This is a genomic window from Chryseobacterium sp. MMS23-Vi53 (assembly GCF_047651245.1).
Taxonomy (GTDB): Bacteria; Bacteroidota; Bacteroidia; order Flavobacteriales; family Weeksellaceae; genus Chryseobacterium.
Map to the genome: position 1 here is coordinate 1,932,834 of NZ_CP180265.1, position 13,165 is coordinate 1,945,998.

The 13,165-nt window shown below is 34.5% G+C and carries 12 protein-coding genes; 6 read left to right on the forward strand and 6 right to left on the reverse strand.

Annotation, left to right across the window (positions count from 1 at the left end):
* Entirely contained in the window at window positions 1-390 is a 390-nt protein-coding gene (locus ACKX2A_RS08510) for a hypothetical protein (protein ID WP_415328942.1), read from the forward strand.
* A gap of 62 nt (window positions 391-452) precedes the next feature.
* Here the strand turns inward: ACKX2A_RS08510 and ACKX2A_RS08515 are convergent, their stop codons facing one another.
* The 4 genes from ACKX2A_RS08515 to truA form a co-directional block, all read right to left on the reverse strand.
* A complete protein-coding gene (locus ACKX2A_RS08515; RefSeq protein ID WP_415328943.1) occupies window positions 453-2,207 on the reverse strand; it encodes an ABC transporter ATP-binding protein in 1,755 nt (584 codons plus the stop codon).
* A gap of 197 nt (window positions 2,208-2,404) precedes the next feature.
* Window positions 2,405-3,175: an alpha/beta hydrolase gene (locus ACKX2A_RS08520; protein WP_415328944.1), complete on the reverse strand. Its 771-nt coding sequence runs from the start codon at window positions 3,173-3,175 to the stop codon at window positions 2,405-2,407.
* 85 nt (window positions 3,176-3,260) lie between these two features.
* A complete protein-coding gene (locus ACKX2A_RS08525; protein ID WP_415328945.1) occupies window positions 3,261-3,848 on the reverse strand; it encodes a Crp/Fnr family transcriptional regulator in 588 nt (195 codons plus the stop codon).
* A gap of 125 nt (window positions 3,849-3,973) precedes the next feature.
* The gene (gene truA, locus ACKX2A_RS08530; protein ID WP_415328946.1) at window positions 3,974-4,708 is read right to left on the reverse strand and encodes a tRNA pseudouridine(38-40) synthase TruA; all 735 of its coding nucleotides are present in this window, start codon (window positions 4,706-4,708) and stop codon (window positions 3,974-3,976) included.
* Window positions 4,709-4,838: 130 nt separating this feature from the next.
* On the opposite strand from truA, the gene lpxK reads away from it, so the two are divergent.
* From lpxK to ACKX2A_RS08555, 5 genes are all read left to right on the forward strand, one after another.
* Complete coding sequence (gene lpxK / locus ACKX2A_RS08535; RefSeq protein ID WP_415328947.1) at window positions 4,839-5,864, forward strand: tetraacyldisaccharide 4'-kinase; 1,026 nt, start codon at window positions 4,839-4,841, stop codon at window positions 5,862-5,864.
* Window positions 5,848-6,663, forward strand: a complete 816-nt coding sequence (locus ACKX2A_RS08540; RefSeq protein WP_415328948.1) for a purine-nucleoside phosphorylase — start codon at window positions 5,848-5,850, stop codon at window positions 6,661-6,663. Before lpxK ends, ACKX2A_RS08540 begins: the two co-directional genes overlap by 17 nt.
* Before the next feature lie 270 nt (window positions 6,664-6,933).
* Window positions 6,934-7,449, forward strand: a complete 516-nt coding sequence (locus ACKX2A_RS08545; RefSeq protein ID WP_415328949.1) for a TlpA family protein disulfide reductase — start codon at window positions 6,934-6,936, stop codon at window positions 7,447-7,449.
* Window positions 7,450-7,699: 250 nt separating this feature from the next.
* Window positions 7,700-8,797: a DNA polymerase IV gene (dinB, locus tag ACKX2A_RS08550; RefSeq protein ID WP_415328950.1), complete on the forward strand. Its 1,098-nt coding sequence runs from the start codon at window positions 7,700-7,702 to the stop codon at window positions 8,795-8,797.
* A gap of 130 nt (window positions 8,798-8,927) precedes the next feature.
* Window positions 8,928-10,400 carry an alpha-amylase gene (locus ACKX2A_RS08555; protein ID WP_415328951.1) on the forward strand — a complete coding sequence of 491 codons (1,473 nt, stop codon included), beginning with the start codon at window positions 8,928-8,930 and terminating at the stop codon, window positions 10,398-10,400.
* A gap of 196 nt (window positions 10,401-10,596) precedes the next feature.
* Here ACKX2A_RS08555 and ACKX2A_RS08560 read toward each other — a convergent pair whose 3' ends face one another.
* On the reverse strand, window positions 10,597-11,925 hold the full coding sequence (locus tag ACKX2A_RS08560) for a carboxylesterase family protein (protein ID WP_415328952.1): 1,329 nt from the start codon (window positions 11,923-11,925) through the stop codon (window positions 10,597-10,599).
* Between the two features lie 155 nt (window positions 11,926-12,080).
* Window positions 12,081-12,983 (reverse strand): helix-turn-helix domain-containing protein, encoded by a 903-nt coding sequence (locus ACKX2A_RS08565; protein ID WP_415328953.1) that lies wholly within the window; start codon window positions 12,981-12,983, stop codon window positions 12,081-12,083.
* Between the last annotated feature and the right edge of the window lie 182 nt (window positions 12,984-13,165).

Consider the following 13,165-nt stretch of genomic DNA (forward strand, 5'->3'; position numbering starts at 1 on the left):
ATGAATCAAAATTACAACTACAACAAAGAAAGACACGGCTGTGTTACAGCATGGCTTGTATTAATTATTCTTGGAAACTCACTTACAGCACTTCTGTATCTTCTTGCCAATGATCGAATTCGTGAAAGTGCTCCAGATGCATCTCCGCTAATGATTTATTTATTAGGCTTACTTGCTTTAGCCAATGCAGTTTTTGCAGGAATGCTTCTACAGTGGAAAAAAATTGGTTTTTGGGGATTTACAGTCACAGGAATCTGTGCTCTGATAATTAATATTAATATAAATTTTGGAATTGTTCAGTCGCTAATAGGTTTGGTGGGAGTTGGAGTATTATTTGCAATCCTTCAAATTACAAAAGACGGAAAATCTGCCTGGCAAAATCTTGAATAAACAAAAAGTAGTTTGAAATTTACAAACTACTTTTTTAATTTTATTTAATTGAACTAATAAGATTATTTTTCTTCCTCTTCCAATTCTATTTCATGTCTCAACTGAGCTTTATATAAAGTAGAATAATATCCGTTTTTATCAAGAAGTTCCAAATGTTTTCCTTCTTCAACGATTTTACCATGCTCCATTACGATGATCTTATCTGCTTTTTCGATGGTAGAAAGTCTGTGCGCAATGATAATGGACGTTCTGTTTTTCGTAATCTTCTCAGTCGCTCTTTGGATTAATTTTTCACTTTCGTGGTCGATGGAAGATGTCGCTTCATCTAAAATTAAAATCTTCGGATCGGATAAATAAGCTCTCAGGAAGGACAGTAATTGTCTCTGTCCCAAAGAAATCGATGAACCTCTCTCGCTTACGACATAATCGTAACCACCAGGAAGACTTTCGATAAATTCATCTACTTCAATTTCTTTTGCTCCGGCTTTTATTTTATCTAAAGTAATGGTTTCGTCACCAAAAGCAAGGTTTTCAAAAATACTTCCGTGAAATAAGAAAACGTCCTGCAATACGACTCCGATGTGGCTTCTTAAATTATACAGTTCATAATCTTTCAAATCCACATCATCGATTAAAATATTTCCTGAATTGATATCGTACAATCTTGTAATCAAGCTAATAATTGTAGATTTTCCGGCTCCGGTTGCTCCAACGATCGCGACAGTTTCTCCAGGATTCACTTTAAAATCGATTCCTTTTAAAACTTCCTGCTTTTCATCGTAGGCAAAATGAACATTTTTAAATTCAATTTTTCCGTCAAAGTGATCTTTTTCTACTTTTCCGGTATTAGGCATTGCATTGTCTTCATCCATTAATCCCAAAACTCTTTCAGCTCCTACAATTCCTCTCTGAATATTGTTAAATCGATCTGCGATCTGTCTCAAAGGACGAATCAACATCGAAATATATTGAATAAATGCAATCACAACTCCCGCACTGATCGTGATATAACCTCCGTAGAAAAGAATAAATCCGATGAAAAGTGACGAAATTAATTCAACCACAGGAAAGAACAATGAGAAGATAAAAACCGTTCTCAGCAAAGCTCCTTTTAATGTAATATTAATATCATCAAATTTTTTAAACTCAGATTCCTGTCTGTTGAATACTTGGATAATTGGCATTCCCGCCAATCTTTCCTGAACAAAAGAGTTTTGATTAGACGTCCAGTTTCTTTCGTCTCCGAAAGCCGTTTTCAATCTTTTCTGAAAGAATCTTGTGATTACAACCATTAAAGGTAAAATTGCCAACGTAATATAACTCAGGTGAACGTTTGTACTGAACATCATTACCAAAACGAAAACAATTCTCAGTACATCCCCGAAAACCATCAGGAATCCGTCTGTATAAACCGTTGCGATGGTTTCAACGTCACCAACCGCTCTTGTTACCAATTGCCCGATCGGAGTTTTATCGAAAAATGAAGTCTTGAAATAAATCAGTTTATTATATAACCTTTCTCGTATATCACGAATTACATTTTGTGAAATATAATTGGAGAAATACACCAAGAAAAAGTTTAAAACAGTTTCCGCAAACACCAAACCTACCAAAATGTAGATATGCTTCATCATCAGAGCTTTATCTTTCAGTTTGGTGATGTCGTTATCCACCACTTCCATAGTAAGATAAGGTCTGTACGTGGAAACCATTGCCAGTATGATGGAGATGACTAAAGTAAGGATGAACCAAGAACGAAACTTCATTCCGATAAAGAACAGCCTCTTTACAATTCCCCAGGTATCTTGTTTTTTCATTGTACGAATTGAAGAAAAGAATTAAATAAAATTCTATGCAAAAATAAGACTTTATAATTTGTCTGCCTTTACAACTTTATGAATTCGTGATGAAAAATTCTGATCGGTGTTATTTATGGAGTAGATGGTTTTTACAGATAGCGAAACCTTCAAGGTTTTGAAAACTTTGAAGGTTCGATTTTAAAGAAAAATATTTATTAATTTACTTTTTTCAGCCATTCCAAAACGTATCCTGCAACTTCTTCCCAGTTTTTTTCACCAGCAATAAAGTGACTTCTTCCGGGGAATACTTTAAAATCTACGATGCTGTTTTTATCTTTATAGGCTCCGGCAATCTTTCTTGAAAATTCGGCTGGGAAAATATGATCGTTCTGGCCTGCGATAAACAATAATGGTTCGTGAGGTTTCTTTAAATCTAATTTAGCGGAAGATTTAAATAAAGGATCTTTTGCCAGTTTTCTGCTTTCAGGAGCAGCAACGGTTTCATATAATTTATCGCTTTCTTCTTTAGAATAATTATTGAAAAATGCTTTGTGATACCATTCTTTAGAACCCATAAATACGGTGTTTCCTTTAAAGAAATTTACAACAGGCCAAACGATTTTCACGGTAGAAAAAGGAGCCATTACATTTTTTGGAGGAGCGCCGTCGATGCTTACTCCGGCAACCGCTTTCCCCATATCAATTAATTTCTGAACCATCAATCCGCCGAATGAATGACCAATAATAATTGGTTTTTCCGGAAGGGTATCGATAAATGTTGATAAATATTTTACTACATCATCAAATCCTACATCTTTCAGATCTGCGGGAATATTTTTCTTTAGATCAACAGGATTTCCGGCGTGTCCCGGATTTGCAGGTGTATGTACGGTGTAACCCTGTGCTTCGAAATAAGTTTTCCATTCTTTCCAGCTTGTATTGTTCACAAATAATCCATGAATTAATACGATAGTTTTTGTTTTCATAACTTTTATTTTTTATTGGTTTTAAATTATGAGACAAAGTTCCGCGAATTAAATGAGGATAATTTTAACCTTGGTTAAAATCGTATTACTTGCCCGAAATTCTTTTCCGTATTCTGCTAAGAGACGGTCCCTGAATTCCTAAATAAGAGGAAATATGATACAACGGAACATTGTTAAAAATATCCGGATGCTGTTTGATAAGGTCTAAATAGCGTTCTTCAGGGGATTTTAAAATAAATCCTTCAATCCTAGACATCGTAATATTAAACGCTTCCTGCGCGAGAAGCCTTCCAAACTTTTCCCATCGGTGCGACTGATGATAAAGCCCGAGCAAATCTGTATACCTAATATAAATGATAGAAGCATCCGTCAAAGCCTGTGTATGATAATCGCAGGGTATCTGATTGATAAAACTTTTAAAAGAAACCACAAAACCATTGGCAGAATACAGGAAAACATTTTTCTCCTCGCCTGTTTTTTCGTCGATTGTGTAAGAACGGAAAACACCATCTACAATAAATCCGAAATAGGTGCAAACTGTTCCGCGAAGATTATAAAAATCTCCTTTTTTGTAACTTTTGGGAAGCCAGCAATCTTCAGACAGTTTAAAATCTTCTTCCGTAAGTCCGGCAAAATGATTGAGGGCAAAGGCTAGTTTTTCGATTTCATCCATGGTTTTTTGTTTTTTGTTTAAACACTTACACTAATTTTTTCACAAATAACACAAATCTATTTAAAGCAATTTTCAAATTATTAGTGAATATTCGTGGTATTATTTGTGACATTTGTGTTTAAATATCAATCAAAATCATACCCAACATCCACCAAATATAATCCATGAGCCGGTGCAGAAGTTCCTGCTGAATTACGATGCTTATCTTCGATTACTTTTCGTAAATCTTCAGGTTTTAATTTTCCTGAACCGATTTCTACCATTGTTCCGACAATCGCTCTCACCATATTTCTTAAAAAACGATTCGCCGAAACCGTGAATTTCAGTTCGCTTCCGTTTTGTTCCCATTCTGCTTTGTACATTTTACAAAGGTTGGTTTTGTTGTCGGTATGTAGTTTTGCGAAACTTGTAAAATCTTCATATTCAAATAGAATTTTACAGGCTTCATTCATTTTATTAATATCTAAAGGCTTTCTCCAGTGTTGCCACGCCGATTCTTCGGTAAACGGATTTTTTTCCAGAGAAATATAATATTCATATGTTCTGAAAGTTGCATCAAATCTTGCATGAAAATCAGCCTTAACAGGAAAAATTCTTTTAATGGAAATATCTGCCGGAAGAAAACTGTTCAGTCTTCTTGAAAGCTCATTGCCCAATACTTTTTCTGTATCAAAATGTGCAAAAATCTTTTTCGCATGAACTCCGGTGTCGGTTCTTCCCGCTCCCGTTGTTTTAATTTCTTCTCTTAAAATCGTGGAAAGTGCCTTTTCCAGTTCTTCCTGCACGGAAATCGCATTCGGCTGGATCTGGTAGCCGAAATAATTCTTGCCGTTGTAGGAAAATTCAATAAAATACCTCAATGTAATAAAATAACTCTACAAAAATACTTTAATTTAATGATAATCAATAATCGAATTTTTAAAATAAATATTGAAAAGTAGCTACCATATTAAGTAAAATCCATGCGAAATTTCCTATTTTTGCAAACGTATGAAAAGATGGTACCTCTATCCTTTTTCCCTCGGCTATCACATGGTAACGGGTATCCGAAACACAATGTATGATCTGGGAATCTTTAAATCAACGAAATTCAAAACTCCGATAATCTGTGTCGGAAACCTTTCTGTGGGCGGAAGCGGAAAATCACCCATGGTGATGTATCTTGCTCAGTTTTTATCCAAACATTACAGAACAGGAGTACTTTCCCGAGGTTATGGAAGACTGACCAAAGGTTACGCCGTCACCAACTACGAAAGCAACTATAAAATGGTAGGCGATGAAGCGATGCAATTATTCGAACGTTTCAAAAACCGTTTTGTGATCGCCGTTTCCGAAGAAAGAGTTCCCGGAGCAAAGAAAGTAATCGATGATATGGATCTTGATGTTCTGGTGTTGGACGATGCGATGCAGCACAGAGCCATCAAACCAGGATTTAATATTATGATGACGGATTTTAATGATCCTTATTTTAAAGATCATCTTCTTCCTGCAGGAGATTTGAGAGAATCCAGAGCGGGATCCAAAAGAGCAGACATCGTCATGGTGAGCAAATGTCCTGATGAATTAACGGAGGAAACCAAACAATATTATATTTCCAGAATACGTCCGGATCGTACCCAAAAAGTATTCTTTTCATCCATCGGATACGACGAAAATGTCTACGGAAGAGAAAAAATGCTTCCCGATAACAACCTGAATTATTACGACATTCTTTTAATCACAGGAATCGCCAATCCGAAACCTTTACTGACGCATCTTGCGAAGTTTTCGCAAAGGGTAAAGCATTTAAAATTCAGGGATCATCATAATTTTACAGATGCGGATATCAAAAATATCGTTGCAGAATATAAGAAATTAGGTGAATATAAATTAATCTTAACCACCGAAAAAGACTACGTTCGTCTTAAAACTTTTGACTATCTTAGAGACATTGTTTACTACTGGCCTATCAATGTGATTATTGATAGAAAGGAAGAATTCAATCAAATCATCTTAGATTATGTTAGAAAAAATTAAGCAAACCGCCGAGTTTATTAAAAACATCATTAAAGAAACCCCTGATTTCGCGATTGTTCTTGGTTCGGGATTAGGAAAATTGCAGGAAGAAGTTGAAGCAATTCACACTTTGGAATATCCTGAAATTCCACACTTTCCTCAGACGACAGTTGCCGGTCATGGTGGAAAGCTTATTTACGGAATTCTTGAAGGTAAAAAAGTCTTGATGATGAGTGGCCGTTTTCATTACTACGAAGGGCATTCCATTGAAACGGTAGTTTTCCCGATTCGTGTTTTTCATTTATTAGGAATCAAAAATTTGATTCTTTCTAATGCTTCCGGTGGTATTAATAGAAATTATAACGTTGCAGATATCGCAATTATAAAAGACCACATCAACATGATGCCCGAACATCCGCTTCGTGGCAAAAACATCGATTCTTTCGGTCCTCGATTTGTTGATATGAGCGAACCTTACAACAGAAAAATGATTTCAGTTGCCGAAAAAGCTGCTTCAGAAAACAATATTAAAATTCATCAGGGTGTTTATCTTGCTCTTCAAGGGCCAACTTTCGAAACTCCCGCAGAGTACGGCATGATTAAAGCTATGGGCGGTGACATGGTCGGAATGAGCACCGTTCCTGAAGTAATCGTTGCCAAACATATGGGAATGGATGTTTTCGGAATTTCTATTATTACAGATCTGGGCGGACCGGATATTGCGCATTCTGTTTCTCACGAGGAAGTTTTGAATGCTGCCAATAAAGCAATGCCGAATGTGATTACTGTTGTAAAAGGTCTGGTGAAAAATTATTCATAGATTTTAGTTTAAATTATTCTCTACTTTTTTATTATAAATTATTTTCCGTTTCTCATCCTAACAGGATCTAAATATAGTATTAGAAAAATAGTATGGAAATATTCGTGCCTAGATGACAAATGCTTTGAATATTGCTAAATATTAAGGTCATCTCTATTAAAACCTGAACTCAATAGAAATCCTCAATCTCATAAATTTTTACTAAATCATCAAAAATAAATCCCTAATTGCATTTCATTGTTTAGATTTGCATAAAATGAAATTGAAGAAATGAGAAAGTTATTATTAATTCTTACGTTAAGTATTTTTGGATTAGGCTGCTCGCAAAAAGTTCCAGATACGAATAAAACTAGCTTTTCTAAAGAAGCACTAAACCAAAAACTGGAAGATGAAGAAGGGAAAAGCATTACAATTCAGCAAATTTTAGATCAACATAAAGGAAAAGTTTTAGTGATTGATTTTTGGGCAGGTTGGTGCAGAGATTGCTTGAAAGCCCTTCCCAAAGCCAAAGAATTAGAAGAAAACAATAAAAATATTGATTTTGTTTTCCTCTCGTTAGACAGTTCTAAAGAAGGTTTCGATAGAAGTCTAGAAAGATTTGAAATGAAAGACAAAGAAAATTATTGGTTCGCTTCCGGCTGGAAAAATGATTTCAATAATTACGTTGATCTTAATTGGATTCCGAGATATATGGTGATTGATCAAAAATCTGCCATTGCAAAATATTACGCTATTTCTCCTGAAGACCCTGAAATTCAAACTACTATTGATAAGCTTTTGAAATAATTTTTATTTTTATCGCAAAGTAAAACAAAGCCTTTTTTACTATTAATGATATTTATTTTTAAGTTATGCAATGGTGTTTCGCTTAACAAGGTAATACCAAATTTATTCAATTGTATTTAGTAAATAAGTGAAATAGCATTGTTTATCTTAAAAACATTTGAATCTTATCAATCTTTGTGTAGCCTTGCGATTAAAATAATTCAAGTCAAAAGAAAATAATTAAAAATACAGGAATCCATATCTTTGCGGTATGGATTCTTCTTTTCCTATCCGCAAAATAATTCATGTTGATATGGATGCATTTTATGCTTCCGTGGAACAGCATGATAATCCTGCATTAAAGGGAAAACCCATTGCTGTAGGAGGAGGACATCGCGGTGTTGTTTCCGCGGCGAGTTATGAAGCCAGAAAATTCGGAGTCCGTTCTGCAATGCCGAGTAAAACGGCAAAAGAAAAATGTCCGCATCTTATTTTTGTTCCCCCTAGATTTCCCCGCTATAAAGAGATTTCGCGAAAAATTAGAGAAATTTTCCATGAATATACCGATCTGGTAGAACCGCTTTCATTGGATGAAGCCTATTTAGATGTTACGGAAAATAAAAAAGGGATAGAATCTGCCAATCAGATTGCGAAAGAAATTCGTCAGAAAATCTTCGAGGAAACTGGATTGACCGCTTCTGCCGGAATTTCAGTGAATAAATTTTTAGCAAAAGTAGCTTCTGATATTAATAAACCCAACGGACAAAAAACCATTCATCCCGATAAAATTGAAGGATTTCTGGAAGAATTACCCGTTGAAAAATTTTACGGTGTCGGAAAGGTTACGGCTAACAAAATGTTTAGTTTAGGTATTTATAAAGGAAAAGATTTAAAGAAAAGATCCATTGAAGATCTAACAAGAATGTTCGGAAAATCTGGAGCGTATTATTACAATGTCGTTCGTGGAATTCATAATTCTGAAGTAAAACCTCATCGTATTCAAAAGAGCGTTGCGGTGGAAAGAACTTTCTTTGAAGACCTTTTTGATGAACAGCAGGTTAACGAAAAATTACAAAGCTTAAGCGAAGAGCTTCATCAGCGTTTACAGAAAAATAATATTCTCGGAAGATCTTTAACTTTAAAAATTAAATATAAAGATTTCTCGCTTTTTACACGAAGCATTACAAAAGAAGAATATTTTTCATCAATTGAGCAATATTTTAATACTGGAAAAAAACTTTGGGAACTTCGCCCTTTCGATAAACCAGTAAGATTGTTGGGATTGTCTCTTTCTCATCTTAATACAGAAGAAAAAAAATTGGTTTCTGTCCAACTAAAAATACCATTTAAAGAATTCGAAAACGAATAATTAAATCCCAAAATATTATTTTTCTGTTTATTCATAGTCAATTCATTAAACTAAAAATCTCGTTTAAAGAAATTGAAGTTCAGTGGTTGAAAAATTTTCACTACATTGTAGTAACCAAATTTTACAATTTATGAATGAAACGATGATTCAATTCTTCCACTGGTATTCGGAAGGAGAAGGAAAGCTCTGGAAAGAAGCCGAAACACAAGCACAATATTTATCTGATTTAGGAATCACAACAATCTGGTTTCCACCTGCATACAAAGGTACAAGCGGAGGATATTCGATCGGATATGATACCTACGATCTTTACGATCTCGGAGAATTTGATCAAAAAGGAACAATCCCAACAAAATACGGCACAAAAGACGATTATTTAAAAGCCATAAAAGCGCTTAAAGAGAAAAATATTAAAATTATTGTTGATATTGTTTTGGGGCACAAAGGTGGCGGCGACGAACTCGAAACTTTTAAGGCAGTAAAAGTAGACGAGGAAAATCGCGAAAAAATAATTTCCGAAGAAATTGAAATTCAATCTTATACAAAATTTACCTTTCCCGGAAGAAATAAAAAATATTCAGACTTCGAATGGAATTTCACTTGTTTCAGCGGTGTAGACTATGCCGAGGGAATGGATTCTCATATTTTCAAAATTAAAAACGAATACGGAACCGACTGGGAAGAAATGATCGACGACGAAAAAGGGAACTATGATTATTTGATGTATAACGACATTGAGCATCGCAACCCTTTCGTACGCGAAGAACTGAACAATTGGGCGAAATGGTATTTTGAACAGACCGATTTTGATGGAGTAAGACTCGACGCTTTAAAACATATTTCCTTTGATTTTTACAAAGAATGGATCACCCTACTCCGCTCCAATTCAGGAAAAAACATTTTTGCTGTAGGCGAATATTGGGCTCCCGGATATTTGAATTTACTCCAAAAATATATTGAAGTGACTGAGGGTTGCATGAGTTTATTTGACAGTTCTTTGCAAAACAATTTTCACAATGCATCCAGAGAAGGAGATTCTTATGATTTAAGTAAAATCTTTGATGGAAGCCTTACCCAAGCAGATCCGCTTCATTCGGTGAGTTTGGTGGATAATCATGATACACAACCTTTGCAGGATTTGGAAGCGCCTGTTGAAGAATGGTTTAAACCAATCGCTTATGTTTTGATTTTGTTGAGAAAAGACGGCTATCCTTGCGTTTTTTATCCTGATTTGTATGGTGCACATTATGTTGATAAAGATAAGGAAGGCAACGATCAGGAAATATTTTTAAATAAAGTTGATGGAATTGAAGAACTTTTAAAAGCCAGAAAAGATCATGCTTACGGCGAACAACGAGATTATTTTGAAGACACAAACTGCGTTGGCTGGACTCGTGAAGGAGACGACGAACATTCGGGTTGTGCGGTTGTTTTAAGCAATAAAGATGCCTACGAAAAGCCAATGGAAATGGGCAATAGATATGTTGGAAAAATTTTTTATGATTTGTTGGGAAGGTTTGAAGAAAAAGTAACGATCGATGAAAATGGTTGGGGAAATTTTCCGGCTCCGGCAGGAAATGTGAGTGTTTGGGTGGCTAAATAATTTGACCGGAAGATGAGTGCTGGAAAATGGAAGTTTGATACGCACACATTTCCCCAACGTTTGTCATTCCGTAGGAATCTAGACTGATATTTTTATAATTTTTATCTCTAATACTATCTCTGGGTTCCTATAGAAAGACAAATTTGTGAATATTTTATTTGTGTAAAATTCTTGGTATTTTTGTTTAAATATAAAACTAAACTTTTCGGAGATTCAGAATTTCAGGTCTTTCTGAATGATCAGATATTTTTCCGGTTCTGGCAAATTCCGCCCAAAGTGAGCGTAATTTTTTTCCGTTTTCCTGAATATGAGTCCATGGAACATCTTTCAGTAATCCTGAATTTTTCCATGCTGCTTCGTTTTCAAAAATTAAAGGGAGGTCTACACAGTGAGATGCTCCGATATAATTATTTTTTAAAGTTGATTTAATTTTAAACTGATAAATATTTCCATCTCCTGATTTGTAGTTTTGAGCAAAAATATTCGCGGGCTTTTCATAGATTGATTCTGTCGTTTTCCGAACTATTTTATTAAGAATTTTTTCATGTAAATAAGTGTATAAACCTTCTTCGGCAGTTTTTACGTAGAAAGCGGTTTCGTCGTTATTTAAGCCAATTAAGACATCATATTTTTTTGCATTTTCTTTCCATTTCAGAAGGCTTTCTTCTTCTTTGCATAAAGGAGGATAGCCATACTGCGTACAAAAAGGCATCGAAGTTTTTAAACCATATTTCATGAATGATGGTAAAAATTCCGCATAGCTTTCTGTCATTTTCAATGCATCAATTTCGTTTTTTAATGATTCTGTTTTTTGAAAAAAATCAAATGACATTTTGCTTCTTTTGATACGAAAGCCAAGGGGTGCACTGTGAATAATTGCTCTTTGAAATAAGTTATCCACACCCTCAGAAATCATCAAGTGGGCAATTGCATCACCTCCCGAGGATTGTCCGAAAAGTGTAATATTTTCCGGATCTCCTCCAAAATCTTGAATATTTTTCTTAATCCATTTTAGAGATTCAATAATATCAAACAACCCCAAATTAGCAGGTCTGTTTTCATCGCCGCCGAGAAATCCGAAAAGCCCGAGACGATAAGAAATAGAAACGAAAATGATATTCTGTTCCTTTACCCAAAGTGTAGGATCGGAAGTCGGTAAATCACCACACCCAATTTCATACGAACCTCCGTGGATCCAGACTACGACGGGTAATTTTTCGTTTTCATTAAATTTTTCAGGACGCGTTATCGTTAGAAATTGTGGAGATTCATCCGGCAGGAATTTATCGATATCCGTTTTACCAATTAATCTTTCCAACAACGGACTGATATGTTGCGGACAAACAGGAGTTTTATCTAAAATTTCATATGACTCTGCAGCTTCTAAAGGAATTGGCATTTTATATCTTTCCGAACGAGCATAACGAATACTTTTAGCTTTAATAACTCCATTTTCTTTTAAAGCTAAAATTTTTCCGAAAGATGTAAAAAATGTATGAGTTCCTATATTTTGCTGTGTGGTCATGACAGAAACAAAATTTATTTTTTCATATTAAATTTAGTGATTTTTTGTTTTGAATTAAACACAAATGACACAATTTTTCACACTAATTTTACTAATAGATTACTTAAAATATTCGTGTTATTTCTGAAAAATACTTGTAGAAATTTGTGTTTAGGCTAATTCAGAGTTTTGTACTCACTAGGAGAAACCCCGACTTTACTTTTGAATAATCTTGTAAAATGCTGCGGATATTTGAATCCTAAATCATAAGAAATTTCGCTGATGGATTTTGCAGGATCGAAAATTTGATCTTTTGCGACATCAATCAGTTTATTATGAATAAATTCCTGTGCGGAAACGCCAAGTTCTTTTTTAATTAAATCACCAAAATAATTCGCTGATAGATTGAGTTGTTCCGCAAAATAATTCACCATTGGAAAACCAATATTTTTAGGTTTATCAGATTTTAAATAATCATTCAATAAGTTTTCAAACTTCCCGATAACCCCCTGATTAATGTGATCTCTTGTGATAAACTGGCGGTCATAAAAGCGCATACAATAATTTAAGAATAACTCAATATTATTCACAATTAATGATTTGCTGTGCTTATCGATTGCCTGTCCAAGTTCGTGTTTGATATTTTTAAAACATTCCAGAATGATTTCTCTTTCCTTTTCTGAAAGGTGCAGTGCTTCATGAACTTCATAAGAAAAGAAATTGTAATTGTTGATATTTTTACCCAAATTGGTTCCCTTCAATAAATCTGGATGAAAAATTAAGGCAAAACCTGCCGGCTGAATATATGTATCAGCGTTATAAATCCCGTAAGTCTGTCCCGGAGCAATGAAAACCAACGTTCCTTCCTGATAGTCATAACTGTGTTTTCCATACTGCATATCTCCACACATGACATCTTTTAAGAAAACAGTATAAAAGCCAAATTGCCTGATGTACTGACAAATAGGATTAGCTTTAGAAAAATCTACCACGCTTACCAAAGGATGCATCGTTTCGTGATTCATCATTTTATTATATTCGGCAACGGTATTAAATATTTCAACCTTCTGATTTTCCATGAAGTACATTTTTATTACAATTCAAAATTACCACTTTCTCGGTTGACATTTTATAAGGTCTGTAAAATTGGTAAATCTTTCTGTAATTTATATAAGTTGAGTTTATCTAAAAGTTTCGACTTTTGTAACCGTGATGAAATTTTAAATCAAATGAAATCAAATTTAGTCGTAAATTCAAGCTG

Coding starts and splice junctions, on each gene's coding strand:
- ACKX2A_RS08510 (WP_415328942.1), top strand. CDS start 1: ATGAATCAAAATTACAACTACAACAAAGAAAGACACGGCTGTGTTACA.
- ACKX2A_RS08515 (WP_415328943.1), bottom strand. CDS start 2,207: ATGAAAAAACAAGATACCTGGGGAATTGTAAAGAGGCTGTTCTTTATC.
- ACKX2A_RS08520 (WP_415328944.1), bottom strand. CDS start 3,175: ATGAAAACAAAAACTATCGTATTAATTCATGGATTATTTGTGAACAAT.
- ACKX2A_RS08525 (WP_415328945.1), bottom strand. CDS start 3,848: ATGGATGAAATCGAAAAACTAGCCTTTGCCCTCAATCATTTTGCCGGA.
- lpxK (WP_415328947.1), top strand. CDS start 4,839: ATGAAAAGATGGTACCTCTATCCTTTTTCCCTCGGCTATCACATGGTA.
- ACKX2A_RS08540 (WP_415328948.1), top strand. CDS start 5,848: ATGTTAGAAAAAATTAAGCAAACCGCCGAGTTTATTAAAAACATCATT.
- ACKX2A_RS08545 (WP_415328949.1), top strand. CDS start 6,934: ATGAGAAAGTTATTATTAATTCTTACGTTAAGTATTTTTGGATTAGGC.
- dinB (WP_415328950.1), top strand. CDS start 7,700: ATGGATTCTTCTTTTCCTATCCGCAAAATAATTCATGTTGATATGGAT.
- ACKX2A_RS08555 (WP_415328951.1), top strand. CDS start 8,928: ATGAATGAAACGATGATTCAATTCTTCCACTGGTATTCGGAAGGAGAA.
- ACKX2A_RS08560 (WP_415328952.1), bottom strand. CDS start 11,925: ATGACCACACAGCAAAATATAGGAACTCATACATTTTTTACATCTTTC.
- ACKX2A_RS08565 (WP_415328953.1), bottom strand. CDS start 12,983: ATGGAAAATCAGAAGGTTGAAATATTTAATACCGTTGCCGAATATAAT.